Origin of the sequence: Streptomyces sp. ISL-99, from assembly GCF_018614005.1 — a bacterium.
Lineage (GTDB): Bacteria > Actinomycetota > Actinomycetes > Streptomycetales > Streptomycetaceae > Streptomyces > Streptomyces flavidovirens.
In genome coordinates, this window is record NZ_JAGGPC010000093.1 from 1 (window position 1) to 15,116 (window position 15,116).

Here is a 15,116-nt window from a genome sequence, read left to right on the forward strand (position 1 = left end):
GCGGCGCGCTGCGGCGCGGGGGCGGCCTCGGGGGCCTGCTCCGGCGCAGGGGCGGCCTGCGCGGACGCCAGCTCGACGGCTTCGGCCGACCGGGGCTCGGCCGCGGCCTGCTGCGTCGCGGGGGCGGCCGACGTGGACGTCGGCTCGACGGGTTCGGCCGCGGGGGCCGCGGCGGAGAGAGCCGTTTCCTGGTCTCTCTCCTGCGCCCCGTGAACCGGCACAGGACGGCTCCACCACTTTGCCTTCGGCCCGGTGGGCCTGCCCTCGTTCATGCTCTCCCCGCACCCCACGAGCACGCCCGCAGGGCCGTGCCAACTCGTTGTCCGTGCCCCCTCGGGGCACCCCTCCCAGGATTCAACCAGCCTCAGGGAGAAACGGGCAGCCCGGGAGCCAATGGAACAACCGGCTGAAGCGGCGACGGCGCCGCGGTCACCGACGGGCGGTGGCCGGGGGCGTACGCGAGCGACAGGGCAGCACCCGACCGGCGTATGAGCGGCAACGGTGTCTGACCGGTGAGCACGGGCGCCGGGAACGGCTGGACCAGCGAGAGCCCCTGCGCGCCGCCCTGGCCCGTCCCCGCTCCGAAGAGCCTGGACGGCACGGCGGCGTTGGTACCGGCGTGCGTACCGGCACTGGCACTGGCGGCGACGAGGCCGTTGCCCGTAGTACGGCGGCGGGTGTTCTCCATGGCCGCACCGCTCGGACTCGCCGCGCGCAGCGGCGTGACCTTGTTGCCCGAGCCCGCGCCCCTCGCGGTGGGCTCGCCCGTCGAACCGACCGGCATGGCCCCGCCGAGCGCGAACGCGGCGAGCGACACGGCACTCGCGGCCGCGAAGGCCAGCCGCCTCCCGCGCCCGCCCGAACGCTCCGCCTCCGCGCGGCCCACGTCATGGATGCGGAAGCCACGGCCGGGTGCGGCGCCGGGAAGGACGCCGGTGTGCCCGGCGGCCGGGGTGTAGCCGAAGTCGAAGCTGCTGCCGGGTCTGCCGGGTCTCGCTCTCGGGGTGTCGGCGCCGAGGACTCCGTGACCGAACGGCGTTGCGTCGTTGTCGCCGTCGTCACTGCCGGGACCGCCGCCGGGCAGCCCCTGGAGCCGGGCGAGCAGGCCCTCGGAAGGCGGCGGCGGCGCGGTCGTGGAGAAGACGCTCTTCAGGCGGCGCTGGGCGTCGGCCTCGGCCTTGCACTTGGCACAGGTCGCCAGGTGCGACAGGACACGCTCGCGGGCGTCGTGGCTCAGCTCGCCGTCCACCAGGGCGGCCAGCCGGTCCCCGAGGTGCTGTTCGGCAGAGGTCGGTCGGGTGCCACTCACTCGGCTCCGCCCTCTCCGCCCACCGCTGACACGCCGGTGCCCACGCTCGCGAGCGAGCGCTGCTCGGCACGTGCCTCGGGAGACCGGTGCTGGAGAGCCTTGCGCAGGTGGGAGCGGCCGCGGTGGATCCGGCTGCGTACGGTCCCGAGCTTGACGCCCAGCGTCGCGGCGATCTCCTCGTACGACAGGCCCTCGATGTCGCAGAGCACGACCGCCGCACGGAACTCGGGCGCGAGGGTGTCCAGCGCCTGCTGCACGTCCGCGTCGAAGTGGGTGTCGTTGAAGACCTGCTGCGGGGACGGCTCACGGCTCGGCAGCCGCTCTGCGGCGTCCTCGCCGAGCGCGTCGAAGCGGATGCGCTGCTTGCGGCGGACCATGTCGAGGAACAGGTTCGTCGTGATGCGGTGCAGCCAGCCCTCGAACGTGCCGGGCGTGTACGTCGACAGCGAGCGGAAGACGCGGACGAAGACCTCCTGGGTGAGGTCCTCGGCGTCGTGCTGATTGCCGGTCAGACGGTAGGCAAGGCGGTAGACGCGACCACTGTGGGTGCTGACGATCTCCTCCCAGGTGGGAGGAGTCCACGCCTGGGATTCCGCATCTGAGGCGAAGGTCGCGGTCTGTGCGGAATGCGTGGAAGGTGTGCGGTCAGCAATGTCGGTCACGGATTTCGGCTCACCCGCCGACCTGAGGAAGCGCCGCAGCACTCCTCCCCGATCCACAGGCGCAGCCGCACCTCCCCTATCGGCTCTGGTGGTGTCCAGTGGAGCCCCTACCATAGCCACCTCGCCCGTTAGCTCCGGATAAGCATCTTTACGCGAATTTGGAATCCACACGCGGTCCTGATCCATGTCTCCCCCTGCCCCTTTCAACGCCCGGTCCCATCTGCGGGTTCCCGACGCCAGCGGATACAGTCACGGTTGCGCCACCTACGGGGACAGGAGAGGGCCATTACCGCCAACCGGCAGACGAACTGGGCGTTCGCCGACGCCTTTGTCGCCGAGGACGAAGCCCTGCACTGGGCGCGTGATCTGGCCCGGGAGGCAGGACTGCGCGCGGTGTCTCCCGGCACAGGTGCCGCGCTGCGGCTCCTCGCCGCCACCGCGGACGCCAAGGCGGTGGCCGAAATCGGTACGGGTACGGGCGTTTCCGGCATCTATCTGCTCAACGGGATGCGGCCCGACGGCGTACTCACCACCGTGGACCCGGAGCCGGAGTGGCAGCAGTTCGCCCGCGAGGCGTTCCGCGCGGCCGGCTACGCCGCGAACCGCGCGCGTTTCATCCCCGGGAACGCCCTCGACGTACTTCCCCGTCTCGCCGACGGGGGGTACGACCTCGTCTTCTGCGACGGCGACCGTCTTGAGTACATGGACTACCTCGCTGAATCGTTGCGCCTGCTGAAGCCCGGCGGAATCGTCGTGTTCGAGGGCGTCTTCGCGGACGGCCGCACGGTCGACTCGGCCGCGCAGCCCGCGGAGGTCCTGCGCCTGCGTGAGCTGCTGCGCGCAGTGCGCGAGAGCCGCCGGCTCGTCCCTACGCTGCTCCCGGTGGGCGACGGCCTGCTCTGCGCGGTACTCCGCGACTGACCGGCCCGCCCCGCCCCAGCACACAGCACTGCCCCGGCACGCTTGCGGCGTACCGGGGCAGTGAAAAGTTCGGGCGCTTCCGCGTCAGCCGACGACCTTCTTCAGAGCGTCGCCGAGCGCATCGGCCTCATCCGGAGTCAGCTCGACGACAAGTCGTCCGCCGCCTTCGAGCGGAACGCGCATGACGATGCCCCGCCCCTCCTTGGTCACCTCGAGCGGGCCGTCGCCCGTTCGCGGCTTCATGGCCGCCATGCTCGTTCCCCTTCCTGAAACCAGCTCATCGCAGCCGGCGGCCCCGAGTCGGGCAGCTGTGTCACCGGCATCGAACACATTGCTTCCAGGTCATTATCCCGCATGGCAGGACCCAATGACCAACATCGCCCGGCATCGCTTGTGCAACGCGCTCCCTCAAAACCACTCAATTCGGCGGTCCGCCTGCGATACTTCGCCGCCGCGGGGCACCCAGCGACCTCACATTGTTAGACGCAGGTCACATGTGCAGCCCCGGTGATCTCCGCCATGCTGGGCAGGACATGCCTGCCCGAGCCGCAAAAGGGGACCCATCCATGGCCGACACCGTGCTCTACGAGGTGACCGACGGACTCGCGACGATCACGATCAATCGTCCCGACGCCATGAACGCCATGAACACCGAGGCCAAGGTCGCCCTGCGGGACGCGGTGCAGGCCGCGGCCGCCGATCCGGCGGTACGGGCGGTCCTGCTCACCGCCGCCGGCCGGGCGTTCTGTGTGGGACAGGACCTCAAGGAACACATCGCCTCGCTCGCCGCCGACCGCGAGACGGGCACCGGCCGGACCATGAGCACGGTGCGCGAGCACTACAACCCCATCGTGCGGGCCCTCACCGAGATGCCGAAGCCCGTCGTCGCCGGGGTCAACGGCGTCGCCGCCGGCGCGGGCGCGGGCTTCGCGTTCGCCGCCGACTACCGGGTCGTCGCCGACACCGCCGCCTTCAACACCTCCTTCGCGGGGGTCGCGCTGACCGCCGACTCGGGCGTCTCGTGGACGCTGCCGCGCCTGATCGGCCAGAGCCGCGCCGCCGACCTGCTGCTTTTCCCGCGCTCGATCTCCGCGCAGGAGGCCTTCGACCTGGGCATCGCCAACAAGCTGGTGCCCGCCGCCGACCTGGCCGCCGAGGCCGCGGCCGTCGCCCGCACCCTGGCCGCGGGCCCGACGCTCGCGTACGCCGCGCTCAAGGAGTCCATGGCGTACGGCGCGGGCCACAGCCTGAGCGAGACCCTCGAAAAGGAGGAGGAACTCCAGGCGCGGGCGGGCGCGTCGGAGGACCACGCCATCGCGGTCCAGGCGTTCATCGCCAAGGAGAAGCCGGAGTACCTCGGCCGCTGACGCCCGCTGGGGGCTGTCCGCCGCGCGCCACGCACTGAGCGAGATGGTCGTCGACCAGACCGCACGCCTGCATCAGGGCGTACGCCGTCGTCGGGCCGACGAAACGTATGCCGCGCTTCTTGAGCGCCTTGGACAGCGCTACGGACTCCGGAGTGATCGCGGGCACGTCCGAGATCGTCTGCGGGGCCGGGCGCGTCGCGGGCTCCGGAGCGTACGACCAGATCAGGGTGTCCAGCTCGCCGGGCTGCCAGCCGGCGAGCGTCCTGGCGTTGGCGAGGGTCGCCTCGATCTTGGCGCGGTTGCGGATGATGCCGGGGTCGGCGAGCAGGCGTGCGGCGTCCTCGTCGGTGAAGGCGGCCACCGACTCGATCTTGAAACCGGCGAAGGCGTTACGGAAGCCCTCGCGGCGGCGGAGGATCGTCAGCCAGGAGAGCCCGGACTGGAACGCCTCCAGGCAGAGGCGTTCGTACAGCGCGTCGTCGCCGTGGACCGGGCGGCCCCATTCCTCGTCGTGGTACGCGACGTACTCCTCGGTGGCCAGGCCCCACGGGCAGCGCGGGCGGCCGTCCGGGCCCGGCTCGGCTCCGCCGATCATGACCGTGGCTCCTCGCCCGGGGTGTCTGTGCACGAGCCGTCCTTGAAGAGGTCGGCGCCGCCGACCGCCCTGGCCTGGACACCGGCCAGGGCGGCCTCCAGCTCCGCGATCCGCGCGTCGCGCTCGGCCAGCTCGGCGCCGAGGCGGCCGAGCACGTCGTCGACGTCGCCCATCCGGTAGCCGCGGGGCGCCAGCGGCAGGCGCAGCGCCTCGACGTCGGCGCGGCCCACCGGCCGCGTCGCGGGCAGCGGGTCCACCAGATGTTCGGGCGCTGCTTCGGGCAGCACCCCGCCGCTGTCGCTGCCGCCTCCGCCGACCACGGCGAGGGTGACCGCGGCGACCACCACGACCATCGCCACAACCAAGAACAAGAACACGAGCGTCTCCCCGGGCCACGCGCAAAGCGCAAACTGTCCAGTCCCGATCGTGCCATGCGGCACTGACAGTTAAGGTCGCAGGCGACCGACGCGAGGAGGAAACACGGTGCTCAGGCTGGGACGGCGCGAGTTCGGAGCGCACGAGCCGGTGATCATGGCGATCGTGAACCGGACCCCTGATTCGTTCTACGACCAGGGTGCGACGTTCCGCGACGAGCCCGCGCTCGCCCGCGTCGAGCAGGCGGTCTCCGAGGGCGCCGCCATCATCGACATCGGTGGTGTGAAGGCCGGCCCCGGCGAAGAGGTGAGCGCCGCCGAGGAGGCCCGGCGCACGGTCGGTTTCGTGGCCGAGGTGCGCCGGCGCCACCCGAACGTGGTGATCAGCGTCGACACCTGGCGGCACGAGGTGGGTGAGGCGGTCTGCGAGGCCGGGGCGGACCTGCTGAACGACGCGTGGGGCGGTGTCGACCCGCGGCTGGCCGAGGTGGCGGCCCGTTACGACGTGGGCCTGGTGTGTACGCACGCGGGCGGTGCGGAGCCGCGGACGCGGCCGCACCGGATCACGTACGACGACGTCATGGCGGACATCCTCGCCGTGACCCTCGGACTGGCGGAGCGCGCGGAGAAGCTGGGCGTACGGCGCGACGCGATTCTGATCGATCCGGGGCACGACTTCGGGAAGAACACCCGGCACAGCCTTGAGGCGACGCGGCGGCTCGGCGAGATGGTGGAGACGGGCCGTCCTGTCCTGGTCTCCCTGTCCAACAAGGACTTCGTCGGCGAGACACTCGACCGGCCGGTGAAGGAACGGGTGGTCGGGACGCTGGCCACGACGGCGGTTTCGGCGTGGCTGGGCGCGCAGGTCTACCGGGTGCACGAGGTGGCGGAGACGCGGCAGGTGCTGGACATGGTGGCGTCCATCGCGGGCCACCGGCCCCCGGCGGTGGCGCGGCGGGGTCTGGCCTGAGGGGGCGCGGCGGGTCGGGGCGCGGGGCCGCTGCGCGGGGCCGAAGCCCCGCGCAGCGGCTACCCGGTTACCTCTCCGACTCCTTCGAGACCAGAGCCACCGCTTCCTCCACGCTGTCCGTCACGTGGAACAGCAGCAGGTCCCTCTCCGACGCCTTCCCCTGCGCGATCACCGTGTCGCGCAGCCAGTCGACCAGTCCGCTCCAGTACGCCGTACCGAAGAGCACGATCGGGAAGCGCGTGACCTTGCGGGTCTGGACCAGCGTCAGGGCCTCGAAGAGCTCGTCCATCGTGCCGAGTCCGCCCGGCAGGACCACGAAGCCGTGCGCGTACTTCACAAACATGATTTTTCGGACAAAGAAGTAGCGGAAGTTGACGCCGATGTCGACGTGCGGGTTGATGCCCTGCTCGAAGGGCAGCTCGATCCCGAGGCCGACCGAGATGCCCTTGGCGTCCCGCGCCCCCTTGTTCGCCGCCTCCATCGCCCCGGGCCCGCCGCCCGTGATCACCGCGAACCCGGCTTCGGCCAGGCCCCTGCCGAGCTCCACGCCCGCTTCGTAGTCGGGCATGCCGGGCCGCGTGCGCGCCGAACCGAAGACGCTGATGGCGGGCGGCAGTTCGGCGAGAGCGCCGAAACCGTCCACCAGCTCCGCCTGCATCCGCATGACCCGCCAGGGGTCCGTGTGCACCCAGCTGGTATCACCGTTGGAGTCCAGCAGCCGCTGGTCGGTTGTGCCCGGCTGGATTTGGTCGCCGCGGCGCACCACAGGCCCCAGACGCTGCTCTTCCGGTACCCGCTCCTCTTCAGGAATCGCCATGCCGTACTCCCTCCGCTGCCGAACATTGTCCGGACAGCGTAGGTCCACACACGTGACGAACAGTGAAATTCAGGCAGTCAGCCAGGCGCGAAGTCGCTCCTCGCAGTGCGTGATTCGCTCGACGGCCACGTGCTCGTCCCGCTTGTGCGCGAGAAGCGGGTTCCCCGGACCGTAATTGACCGCCGGCACCCCGACCGCGCTGAAGCGCGAGACGTCGGTCCAGCCGAACTTGGGCTGAGCGGTGCCGCCCACCGCCGCCATGAACGCGGCGGCGGCCGGGTGCGAGAGGCCCGGCAGGGCCGCCCCCGAGTGGTCGTCCACGACGAACTCCGCGATGTCGCAGTCCGCGAAGACCTCGCGTACGTGCGCGAGCGCCTCCTCCTCGCTGCGGTCGGGCGCGTAACGGAAGTTGACCGTCACCGTGCACGCGTCGGGGATGACGTTGCCCGCGACACCGCCCTCGATCGCGACGGCGTTGAGACCCTCGCGGTACTCCAGGCCGTCGATCACGGGCCGCCGCGGCTCGTACGCCGCCAGCCTGGCCAGGATCGGCGCGGTCGTGTGGATCGCGTTGGACCCCATCCAGCTCCGCGCCGAGTGCGCCCGCTCCCCCGCCGTGCGCAGCAGCACCCGCAGCGTGCCCTGGCAGCCGCCCTCGACCTGCCCGTCGGACGGTTCGAGGAGTACGGCGAAGTCGCCCGCCAGCCAGTCGGGGTGGGCGTCGGCGACGTGCCCGAGGCCGTTGAGATGCGCGGCGACCTCTTCGTTGTCGTAGAAGACGAAGGTCAGGTCACGGTTGGGCTCGGGGACCGTCGCGGCGATGCGCAGCTGAACGGCGACCCCGGACTTCATGTCGCTCGTACCGCAGCCCCACAGGACGCCGTTCTCGTCGAGCCTGGACGGCACGTTGTCCGCGATCGGGACGGTGTCGATGTGCCCGGCCAGGATGACCCGCTCGGCGCGCCCCAGGTTCGTACGGGCCACCACGTTGTTGCCGTACCGGTCGACAGTGAGGTGCGGCAGCGCGCGCAGCGCCTCCTCGACGGCGTCGGCGAGGGCCTTCTCGCCGCCGCTCACCGACGGGAAGTCGACGAGCCGGGCGGTCAGCGCGGGGGCGTCCAGGAAGAGGTCAAGCGGAGTTTCGGCCATGCCCCCGAGACTAACCGGCACTGGCCGGAGGCCGCCGGGCCGTCCCGCGAAAAGGAGTCGTCCCCCGGAAGGGGCGGAAACGGCCTCCAGTACCTTAGGCAGCGTGTCTGAGTCCACCACTTCCGTAACTCGCCGCCGTGCCCTGCGCATCGCGGCGGGCGTCGCCGTGCTGCTCGCGCTGGCCGGGTATCTGGTGGCGCAGTACGTGACCGGCGGCGCGGGCGCACCGCGCTGCGTCGTGCGCTCCGCGGAGGGCGACGGGACGACGTACGAGCTCAGTCCGGAGCAGGCGGTCAACGCCGCGACGATCTCCGCCGTCGGCACCTCGCGCGGGCTGCCGGAGCGGGCGGTGACGATCGCGCTCGCGACCGCGCTCCAGGAGTCGGCGCTGCGCAACATCAAGTACGGCGACCGTGACTCACTCGGCCTCTTCCAGCAGCGCCCGTCGCAGGGCTGGGGCACCCCGAAGCAGATCCTCGATCCCGGCTACTCGGCCGAGAAGTTCTACGAGCACCTGGAGAAGGTGCCCGGTTACTCCCGGCTGCCGCTGACCGTCGCCGCCCAGCGCGTCCAGCGCAGCGGTTTCCCGCAGGCGTACGCGAAGCACGAGCCGGACGCGGCGCTGCTGGCCGCCGCGCTCACCGGGCGCGCGCCCGCGTCGCTGACCTGCTCGGCCCCCCGGGACGCGCAGCCGGGCAGGCCGGCCGACGTACGGGCCGCGCTGATAAGGGATTTCGGGCCGGACGTACTGCCCAAGGCTCAGGCCGCCGGGTCGGCGGACGAAGCAGACTCTGCCGACACAGCGGACACGATGGACACAGCAGGTGCGGCAGGCGCGGCAGGCGCGAGCGCGAAGCTCGGCAGCACCCCCGCTGCGGCGACCGTGACCGTGCCCGTACCCGCGCAGGCGGCGGGCACCGGCAGGAGCGCCGGCGACCGGCGCGGCTGGGAGCTCGCGCACTGGGCCGTCGCCCACGCCTCCGAGCTACGCATCGAACAGGTCACCTACGCCGACCGCGTGTGGACCACCGGTGATTCCGGGAAGGAATGGCAGTCCGGGAACGCCCGGAACGGCTCCGGAGAGGTCCGGATCACCACCGCGCAGTAGTGCGGGCGATCACTCGAAAGCGGTAAGCGGACCCCCCGGCAGCGGGGTTGCGGACGCACCTGCGGATCATCACCCCTCCATTCCCGAATTCGCCGGGAAACAAAGGGAACCGGCCCTCGTACGCCGCCTCGCGGCGCGGGTTGTTTGCCCGGGTTCATCCGCAGCCGATAATGCGACGCATTGCAAACTCTTTACCTTGGTGCACCGCAACCTCCCCCTCCCTTTCAGCGGTTGTCACGGCGTCTGATCGTCGGACAGACAGTCTCCACATCAACCTCGTCTCTCCCGTCTAAGGAGCACCATGTCTCTCCCCCTGACCCGTCGGATCGCCCGCGCCGCACTGCTCATCGCGGCCGGCGCAGCCCCCGTGGTCGGTGCGGCCGGCTCCGCGAGCGCCGCTGAGCTCCCCGCCGCCCCGAACCTGGGTGGCCTGACCGCCCTGGACGGCGCCGGTCTCGGCGACACCGTCGACAGCACGGCGCAGAAGAGCTCCAAGACCGCGGGTGACACCGGCAGCCAGGCCGTCAAGAAGGCCCTCCCGGCCGCCGGCAAGACCGTCGGCAAGGCCGGCAAGACCGCCACCCCCGCCGCGCAGAAGGCGGCCGGTGACGTCGCCGGAAGCGCCGGTGAGGTCCTCGGCGACACCACCAAGACCGCGGGTGGCGGCCTGCCGGCCGCCGACGCGCTGCCCACCGGTGGCGGCCTGCCGACCAGCTCCCTGCCCAGCACGGGCCTGCCGCTCGGCTAGTCCGTACGCGAACAGTCCGTACGCAAACAGAAGGGGCCCCGGGGAGCACGAACTCCCCGGGGCCCCTTCGCGTACGTACGCAGTGATTCAGCCGCCGAGGCGCTTGACGGCCGCCGCGACGCGCTCGTCGGTGGCCGTGAACGCCACCCGTACGAAACGGTCTCCCGCGGGCCCGTAGAAGTCGCCCGGGGCCGCCAGGATCCCCAGCCCGGCCAGGTGGGCCACCGTCTCCCAGCACGGCTCGTCGCGCGTCACCCACAGGTACAGGCTCGCCTCGCTGTGCTCGATCCGGAAGCCGTGCGCCTCCAGCGCGCCGCGCAGCGCCGCCCGCCGGGCCGCGTACCGCTCGCGCTGCTCCGCCACGTGCGTGTCGTCGCCGAGCGCCGCGACCGTCGCCGCCTGGACCGGCGCCGGGGTCATCATGCCGCCGTGCTTGCGGATCTCCAGCAGGTCGCCGAGCACGCCCGCGTCACCCGCCAGGAACGCGGCGCGGTAGCCGGCCAGGTTGGAGCGCTTGGAGAGCGAGTGGACGGCGACGATGCCCTCGTACGTACCGCCGCACACATCGGGGTGCAGTACGGAAACGGGCTCGGCCTCCCAGCCCAGCTCCAGGTAGCACTCGTCGCTGAAGACCAGCACCCCGTGCTCGCGCGCCCACGCCACGATCCGGATCAGCTCGTCCTTGGCCAGGACGCGGCCCGTGGGATTGGAGGGTGAGTTGAGCCAGAGCAGCTTGACGCGGGCGGGGTCGAGGTCCGCGAGTGGATCGTCGTACGCGACCGGCTCGGCCCGTGCCAGCCGTGCGCCCACCTCGTACGTCGGGTACGCGAGCCGGGGGTACGCCACCTGGTCCCCGGGGCCCAGACCCAGCTGCGTCGGCAGCCAGGCCACCAGCTCCTTCGAGCCGACGACCGGCAGCACGTTGGTGTGCGCGACACCGCGCGCGCCGAGGCGCCGCTCCACCCACCCCGTGAGCGCGTCCCGCAGCGCCACCGTGCCCCACACCGTCGGATAGCCCGGGGAGTCCGCCGCCGCGACGAGGGCCCGCTGGATCAGCTCGGGGACCGGGTCGACGGGCGTGCCGACGGACAGGTCCACGATGCCGTCCGGATGGGCGGCCGCCGTCGCCTTGTACGGCTCCAGCTTGTCCCAGGGGAAGGTGGGCAGGCGGTCAGTGACTGCGGACACGGTGGATCGCTTTCTGGTGCTCGTACGGGCTCTGGATACGCCTCGGTCCCGTACGGCGAGCAGGCCGTACGGGACCGGGGCGGCGCACTTGCCTCGCCGCTTACTGGTTCTGCGGCGGGAGCGCTGCGATGAAGGGGTGGTCGCGCTCGATCAGGCCGAGCTTGGAAGCACCACCGGGCGAGCCGAGCTCGTCGAAGAACTCGACGTTCGCCTTGTAGTAGTCCTTCCACTCCTCCGGGGTGTCGTCCTCGTAGAAGATGGCCTCGACCGGGCAGACCGGCTCACAGGCACCACAGTCGACGCATTCGTCCGGGTGGATGTACAAGGACCGGGAGCCCTCGTAGATGCAGTCGACCGGGCACTCCTCGATGCACGCCTTGTCCTTGACGTCGACACAAGGCTGCGCGATGACGTAGGTCACGCTGTCGTTCCTCCTCGATAGGGCGCGGCGGGCCGATCTGCGGCTCCGTCCACGTGGCGCGCGGGAGCGCGGCGTCGTCGATGCCCGCCTCTAGTATCTCCGTTCCCGGGCACGATCCGAACAGGAGGGGCGGACAGAGCTGTGGAATTCACTACCGGCGGACGACTTGAGGTCCGTATTTCGCCTGATGACGTGGGCAAACGTGTATCAGTCAGGCGCCTCGACGAAGCCGGAGCGCCGGGGGCGAAGTTCGCTGACACGGTCGGTGTTCTCACATCCTGGGACAGCGGTGTGCTGACGATCACACGCCGCGACGGCGAGTCCGTCCGTATCGCGGAGTCGTCCCTGGTCGCGGGCAAGGTCGTGCCGCCCGCCCCGGCCCGGCGGCGCGGCCCCGCGGCGACCTTCGAGGAGCTCGCGCGGGTCTGCGCACGCGCGTGGCAGCCCGTCGAGAGCGAGCCGCTCGGCGAGTGGCTGCTGCGCGCCGCCGGCGGCTTCACCCGGCGCGCCAACTCGGCGTTGCCGCTCGGTGATCCCGGCATGCCGGTCGGCGCGGCGCTGGAGCGGGTACGGGAGTGGTACGCCGCCCGGGGGCTTCCCGCGTACGTCCAGGTCGCCACCGGCGCCGAGGGCGCGCAGGAGCGTCTCGCCGCCGAGCTGGAGCGGTGCGGGTGGTTCCGCGAGGTCACCGCGCAAGTACGGATCGCCGCGCTCGCCCCGATCGGCGATCTGGACGCGGACGTCTCACGGGTCCGGATCGCCCGGGCGTGCGACGCGGGCTGGCTCGCGCGGTACCAGCGGTTCGAGGAGCCGGGGCCGCACGTGACGAAGGTGCTGGCGAGCGGCCCCTCGGTGTGGTTCGCCTCCGTCCCCGGCGACGGGGAGGTGCCCGCCGCGATCGGGCGGTGCGTCGTCGACGGGCGGTGGGCCGGGTTCATGGCGGTCGAGGTCGACCCGGCGTACCGGCGGCAGGGGCTCGCCAGCGCGGTGATGACAGCGCTGGCCCGGCAGGCGCTGGACGAGGGCGCTTCGGCCGCGTGGCTCCAGGTCGAGGACGACAACGGCGGTGCGCGGGCGCTGTACGACGGCATGGGCTTCGCCACCCATCACAGCTACCACCACTTCCGACCGGCATAGGCGGTACGAAACACGTATGCGACGACCCACCGAGTCCGAACGACGCCGGCGCTTCGCCGAGGAAGCCCGCTCGGAGCGGCCCGACCTCGCGCTGCTGTGCCTGCTGGTGGGCGCGGAGGCGGACGCCTCGCTGGACGAGGCCGGGATGGACGCGGCCGAGATCGAGCTCGACCGGCTGGCGGGTCTGCTGCCGTTTCGCCCCGGCGGCGCGCGGGGGTGGGCGTCCGCCGTGTCCGGGCTGCTGGGGTCGCGGTGCGGGTTCGGGGGGACGCCGGGGGACTACCAGCGGCTGGAGTCCTCGCTGCTGCACGAGGTGCTGCGGCGGCGGCGCGGGCTGCCGATTCTGCTGTCTGTGGTGTGGATCGAGGTGGCGCGGCGGGCGGGGGCGCCGGTGTACGGGGTCGCTCTGCCGGGTCACTTCGTCGTGGGCTTCGGCGCCCGGGACGAACAGGTGCTGGTCGACCCGTTCGACGGGGGGCGGCTGCTGACGGGGGCGGACGCGGAGCTGCTGGTGGCGGGGGCGACGGGGGAACCGCTCGACCCCTCGATGCTGATGCCGGCGGATCCGCTGGAGATCGTCCTGCGGATCCTGAACAACATCCGGGCGTGGGCGTCGGCCCGGCCGGAGCGTACGGATGTCCAGCTGTGGGCGGTGGAGCTGTCCCTGCTGCTGCCGTCGCACGCGGCGCGGCTGAGGTTCGAGCGGGCGCAACTGCTGGTGCAGCGGGGCGATTTCCTGGGCGGGGCGGCGGAGATGGAGGCGTACGCGGACGTGGTGGCGGCGGTGGACCTCACGTCGGCGGAGGCGATCCGCCGGCGGGCGCGGGCGGCTCGGGCGCGGCTGAACTGAGGTCCGGGTGCGCTGGGTCCTGGCGCGCTGGGTCCGGTTTGGGTGCCGGGGGCGGGGACGTGCGGGGCGGGTCGCGGGGGCCACACCCGGAAAATGTCACTCAGCTCGGGTTGAGGCTGATTTCCTGGATTCGCTCCGCCGGGGTCTTGCCCAGGAGCGCCGTGCGCATGGCGAAGGCCACGTCGTCCGCGGTGACCGGGTGCTTCTTGCCGTCGCCCTTGGTGATCTGGACGCCGTCGAACACGCCCTCCAGCAGCTGCTCGATCGCCGGCTTGTTGTAGACCTCCACCAGACGGCCGTCGATCGGCTTCATGGAGAGGATCTTCGGCAGGGACCTCGCCGGGCCGAACTGGATCTGCTTGCCGCCCGCCTTGATCGTGATCAGGCCGGACATCGCGGGCTGCGCGAATTCCTTCATGGCCCGGTCGAGTTCGGCCTTGTCAATCGTCGGGGCCTTCGTGATGACGGGCAGCTCCACCGTGTTCGGCTTGCCGGTCTCCACCTGGGCGCGGTAGGCGTCCCTGACCCGGACCATCGAGCGGGCGACGTCGAGCTGCTTGCCCGCCTTGCCCGGTACGGCGACCGCCTTGCCCGGTACGAACTTGATCGTGCCCTCGCTGGCCGTGCCCGAGGTGCCCGCCAGGTCGGCCAGCGCGACGCTCAGCTTCTCCTCGTCGACCGGGATCACCGGCTGGGCGACACGCTCGCCGCCGAAGAGGGAGCCGATCACGGAGACGGGGTTGTAGTCGCTGCCCGCGGCGGCGCGCACGGTTTCCTGGCTGTCCAGGGTGAGGCCCGCGTTGGACGGCGGGAGCTTCGTCTGCTTGCCGTCGACGGTGAGCTGAAGCGGGGTGGCGGCGCGCTTGCCGAGGGCGGCCTCGAGCTTGCCGACCGCTTCCTCCTTGGTGCCGCCGCCGATGTCGACGCCGAGGACAGTGGTGCCCTTCGGTACGTCGGAGTGGTTCATCAGGAGACCCGCGCCGTACGCCACACCGGCCACGGCCACGACACCCACGGCCAGCAGGACCAGCTTCGAGCGGCCCTTCTTGGCGGGGGCGGCGGGGGACGGGGGCGGTGTGGTGCGCGCGGGCGTGTCCGGGCCCGCCGGGTCGCCGGAGAGGCCGGGCCCCAGGTCCGGCACGAAACGGGCGTCGGCCTGCGGCGGGGCGAACGGCGAGTGCCGGTCGGCCGGCTGGACCACGGGGATGCCACTGGTCAGCGTGTCACCGGAGACGTTGCCGCCCGCCGGGGTGCCGGGGGCCGGGCTCTGGGGCGTCAGCACGGCGGTGTCGTCGCTCATGCGCGGCGGGCCCGGGACCGAGGGAGTGGCCGCACCCGGCGGGAACGGCGAGCCGCCGATGCTCGGACCGGGGAACGTCGCGCTGCCGGTGGCCGGACCGGCGGTCGGGCCCGAGGGGCCCACGGGGCCCAGGGGATTCACGGGGCCCACGGGGCCCACCGGACCGGGCCCGCCCGCGCCGGCGCCCGGCCCGCCGGGGC

17 protein-coding genes and 1 pseudogene are annotated in these 15,116 nt (G+C 72.1%); 7 read left to right on the forward strand and 11 right to left on the reverse strand.

Annotation, left to right across the window (positions count from 1 at the left end; all coding sequences use genetic code 11):
- The 3 genes and pseudogenes from J7E91_RS34885 to sigE form a co-directional block, all read right to left on the reverse strand.
- Window positions 1–221: pseudogene (locus tag J7E91_RS34885) on the reverse strand (2-oxoglutarate dehydrogenase, E2 component, dihydrolipoamide succinyltransferase); the annotation flags it as partial.
- Between the two features lie 143 nt (window positions 222–364).
- A complete protein-coding gene (locus J7E91_RS34890; RefSeq protein WP_214911371.1) occupies window positions 365–1,309 on the reverse strand; it encodes an anti-sigma factor in 945 nt (314 codons plus the stop codon).
- Window positions 1,306–2,085, reverse strand: coding sequence for an RNA polymerase sigma factor SigE (sigE, locus tag J7E91_RS34895; RefSeq protein ID WP_208857849.1), 780 nt, complete (start codon window positions 2,083–2,085; stop codon window positions 1,306–1,308). Before sigE ends, J7E91_RS34890 begins: the two co-directional genes overlap by 4 nt.
- A gap of 141 nt (window positions 2,086–2,226) precedes the next feature.
- Here sigE and J7E91_RS34900 point away from each other — a divergent pair, with 141 nt between their 5' ends.
- Window positions 2,227–2,892 (forward strand): O-methyltransferase, encoded by a 666-nt coding sequence (locus tag J7E91_RS34900; protein WP_214911373.1) that lies wholly within the window; start codon window positions 2,227–2,229, stop codon window positions 2,890–2,892.
- Window positions 2,893–2,976: 84 nt separating this feature from the next.
- Here J7E91_RS34900 and J7E91_RS34905 read toward each other — a convergent pair whose 3' ends face one another.
- Window positions 2,977–3,144 carry a DUF3117 domain-containing protein gene (locus tag J7E91_RS34905; RefSeq protein ID WP_003966491.1) on the reverse strand — a complete coding sequence of 56 codons (168 nt, stop codon included), beginning with the start codon at window positions 3,142–3,144 and terminating at the stop codon, window positions 2,977–2,979.
- A gap of 314 nt (window positions 3,145–3,458) precedes the next feature.
- Here J7E91_RS34905 and J7E91_RS34910 point away from each other — a divergent pair, with 314 nt between their 5' ends.
- Complete coding sequence (locus J7E91_RS34910) at window positions 3,459–4,259, forward strand: enoyl-CoA hydratase-related protein (protein WP_214911375.1); 801 nt, start codon at window positions 3,459–3,461, stop codon at window positions 4,257–4,259.
- Here the strand turns inward: J7E91_RS34910 and J7E91_RS34915 are convergent.
- Window positions 4,222–4,854, reverse strand: coding sequence for a DNA-3-methyladenine glycosylase I (locus tag J7E91_RS34915; RefSeq protein ID WP_214911377.1), 633 nt, complete (start codon window positions 4,852–4,854; stop codon window positions 4,222–4,224). The two genes, J7E91_RS34910 and J7E91_RS34915, sit on opposite strands and share 38 nt — an antisense overlap.
- A complete protein-coding gene (locus J7E91_RS34920; RefSeq protein ID WP_214911379.1) occupies window positions 4,851–5,231 on the reverse strand; it encodes a hypothetical protein in 381 nt (126 codons plus the stop codon). Before J7E91_RS34920 ends, J7E91_RS34915 begins: the two co-directional genes overlap by 4 nt.
- Before the next feature lie 106 nt (window positions 5,232–5,337).
- On the opposite strand from J7E91_RS34920, the gene folP reads away from it, so the two are divergent.
- The gene (gene folP, locus J7E91_RS34925) at window positions 5,338–6,198 is read left to right on the forward strand and encodes a dihydropteroate synthase (protein WP_214911381.1); all 861 of its coding nucleotides are present in this window, start codon (window positions 5,338–5,340) and stop codon (window positions 6,196–6,198) included.
- A 67-nt stretch (window positions 6,199–6,265) separates the two neighbouring features.
- Here the strand turns inward: folP and J7E91_RS34930 are convergent, their stop codons facing one another.
- Entirely contained in the window at window positions 6,266–7,015 is a 750-nt protein-coding gene (locus J7E91_RS34930; RefSeq protein ID WP_214911383.1) for a TIGR00730 family Rossman fold protein, read from the reverse strand.
- Between the two features lie 69 nt (window positions 7,016–7,084).
- The gene (dapE, locus tag J7E91_RS34935) at window positions 7,085–8,164 is read right to left on the reverse strand and encodes a succinyl-diaminopimelate desuccinylase (RefSeq protein WP_214911385.1); all 1,080 of its coding nucleotides are present in this window, start codon (window positions 8,162–8,164) and stop codon (window positions 7,085–7,087) included.
- Window positions 8,165–8,267: 103 nt separating this feature from the next.
- Here dapE and J7E91_RS34940 point away from each other — a divergent pair, with 103 nt between their 5' ends.
- Together J7E91_RS34940 and J7E91_RS34945 are read left to right on the forward strand one after the other, a co-directional pair.
- Complete coding sequence (locus J7E91_RS34940; protein WP_308377568.1) at window positions 8,268–9,272, forward strand: heavy metal transporter; 1,005 nt, start codon at window positions 8,268–8,270, stop codon at window positions 9,270–9,272.
- 301 nt (window positions 9,273–9,573) lie between these two features.
- Window positions 9,574–10,020 carry an ATP-binding protein gene (locus J7E91_RS34945; RefSeq protein WP_214911388.1) on the forward strand — a complete coding sequence of 149 codons (447 nt, stop codon included), beginning with the start codon at window positions 9,574–9,576 and terminating at the stop codon, window positions 10,018–10,020.
- An 87-nt stretch (window positions 10,021–10,107) separates the two neighbouring features.
- Here the strand turns inward: J7E91_RS34945 and J7E91_RS34950 are convergent, their stop codons facing one another.
- Window positions 10,108–11,208: a bifunctional succinyldiaminopimelate transaminase/glutamate-prephenate aminotransferase gene (locus tag J7E91_RS34950; RefSeq protein ID WP_214911390.1), complete on the reverse strand. Its 1,101-nt coding sequence runs from the start codon at window positions 11,206–11,208 to the stop codon at window positions 10,108–10,110.
- A gap of 100 nt (window positions 11,209–11,308) precedes the next feature.
- Window positions 11,309–11,629 (reverse strand): ferredoxin, encoded by a 321-nt coding sequence (gene fdxA / locus J7E91_RS34955; protein WP_018089397.1) that lies wholly within the window; start codon window positions 11,627–11,629, stop codon window positions 11,309–11,311.
- 141 nt (window positions 11,630–11,770) lie between these two features.
- On the opposite strand from fdxA, the gene J7E91_RS34960 reads away from it, so the two are divergent.
- Both J7E91_RS34960 and J7E91_RS34965 read left to right on the forward strand, forming a co-directional pair.
- Window positions 11,771–12,766, forward strand: a complete 996-nt coding sequence (locus tag J7E91_RS34960) for a GNAT family N-acetyltransferase (RefSeq protein WP_214911393.1) — start codon at window positions 11,771–11,773, stop codon at window positions 12,764–12,766.
- A 16-nt stretch (window positions 12,767–12,782) separates the two neighbouring features.
- Complete coding sequence (locus J7E91_RS34965; RefSeq protein WP_214911395.1) at window positions 12,783–13,616, forward strand: transglutaminase-like domain-containing protein; 834 nt, start codon at window positions 12,783–12,785, stop codon at window positions 13,614–13,616.
- Between the two features lie 100 nt (window positions 13,617–13,716).
- Here J7E91_RS34965 and J7E91_RS34970 read toward each other — a convergent pair.
- On the reverse strand, window positions 13,717–15,116 hold a 1,400-nt coding region (locus J7E91_RS34970), incomplete at its 5' end, for a hypothetical protein (RefSeq protein WP_251016727.1).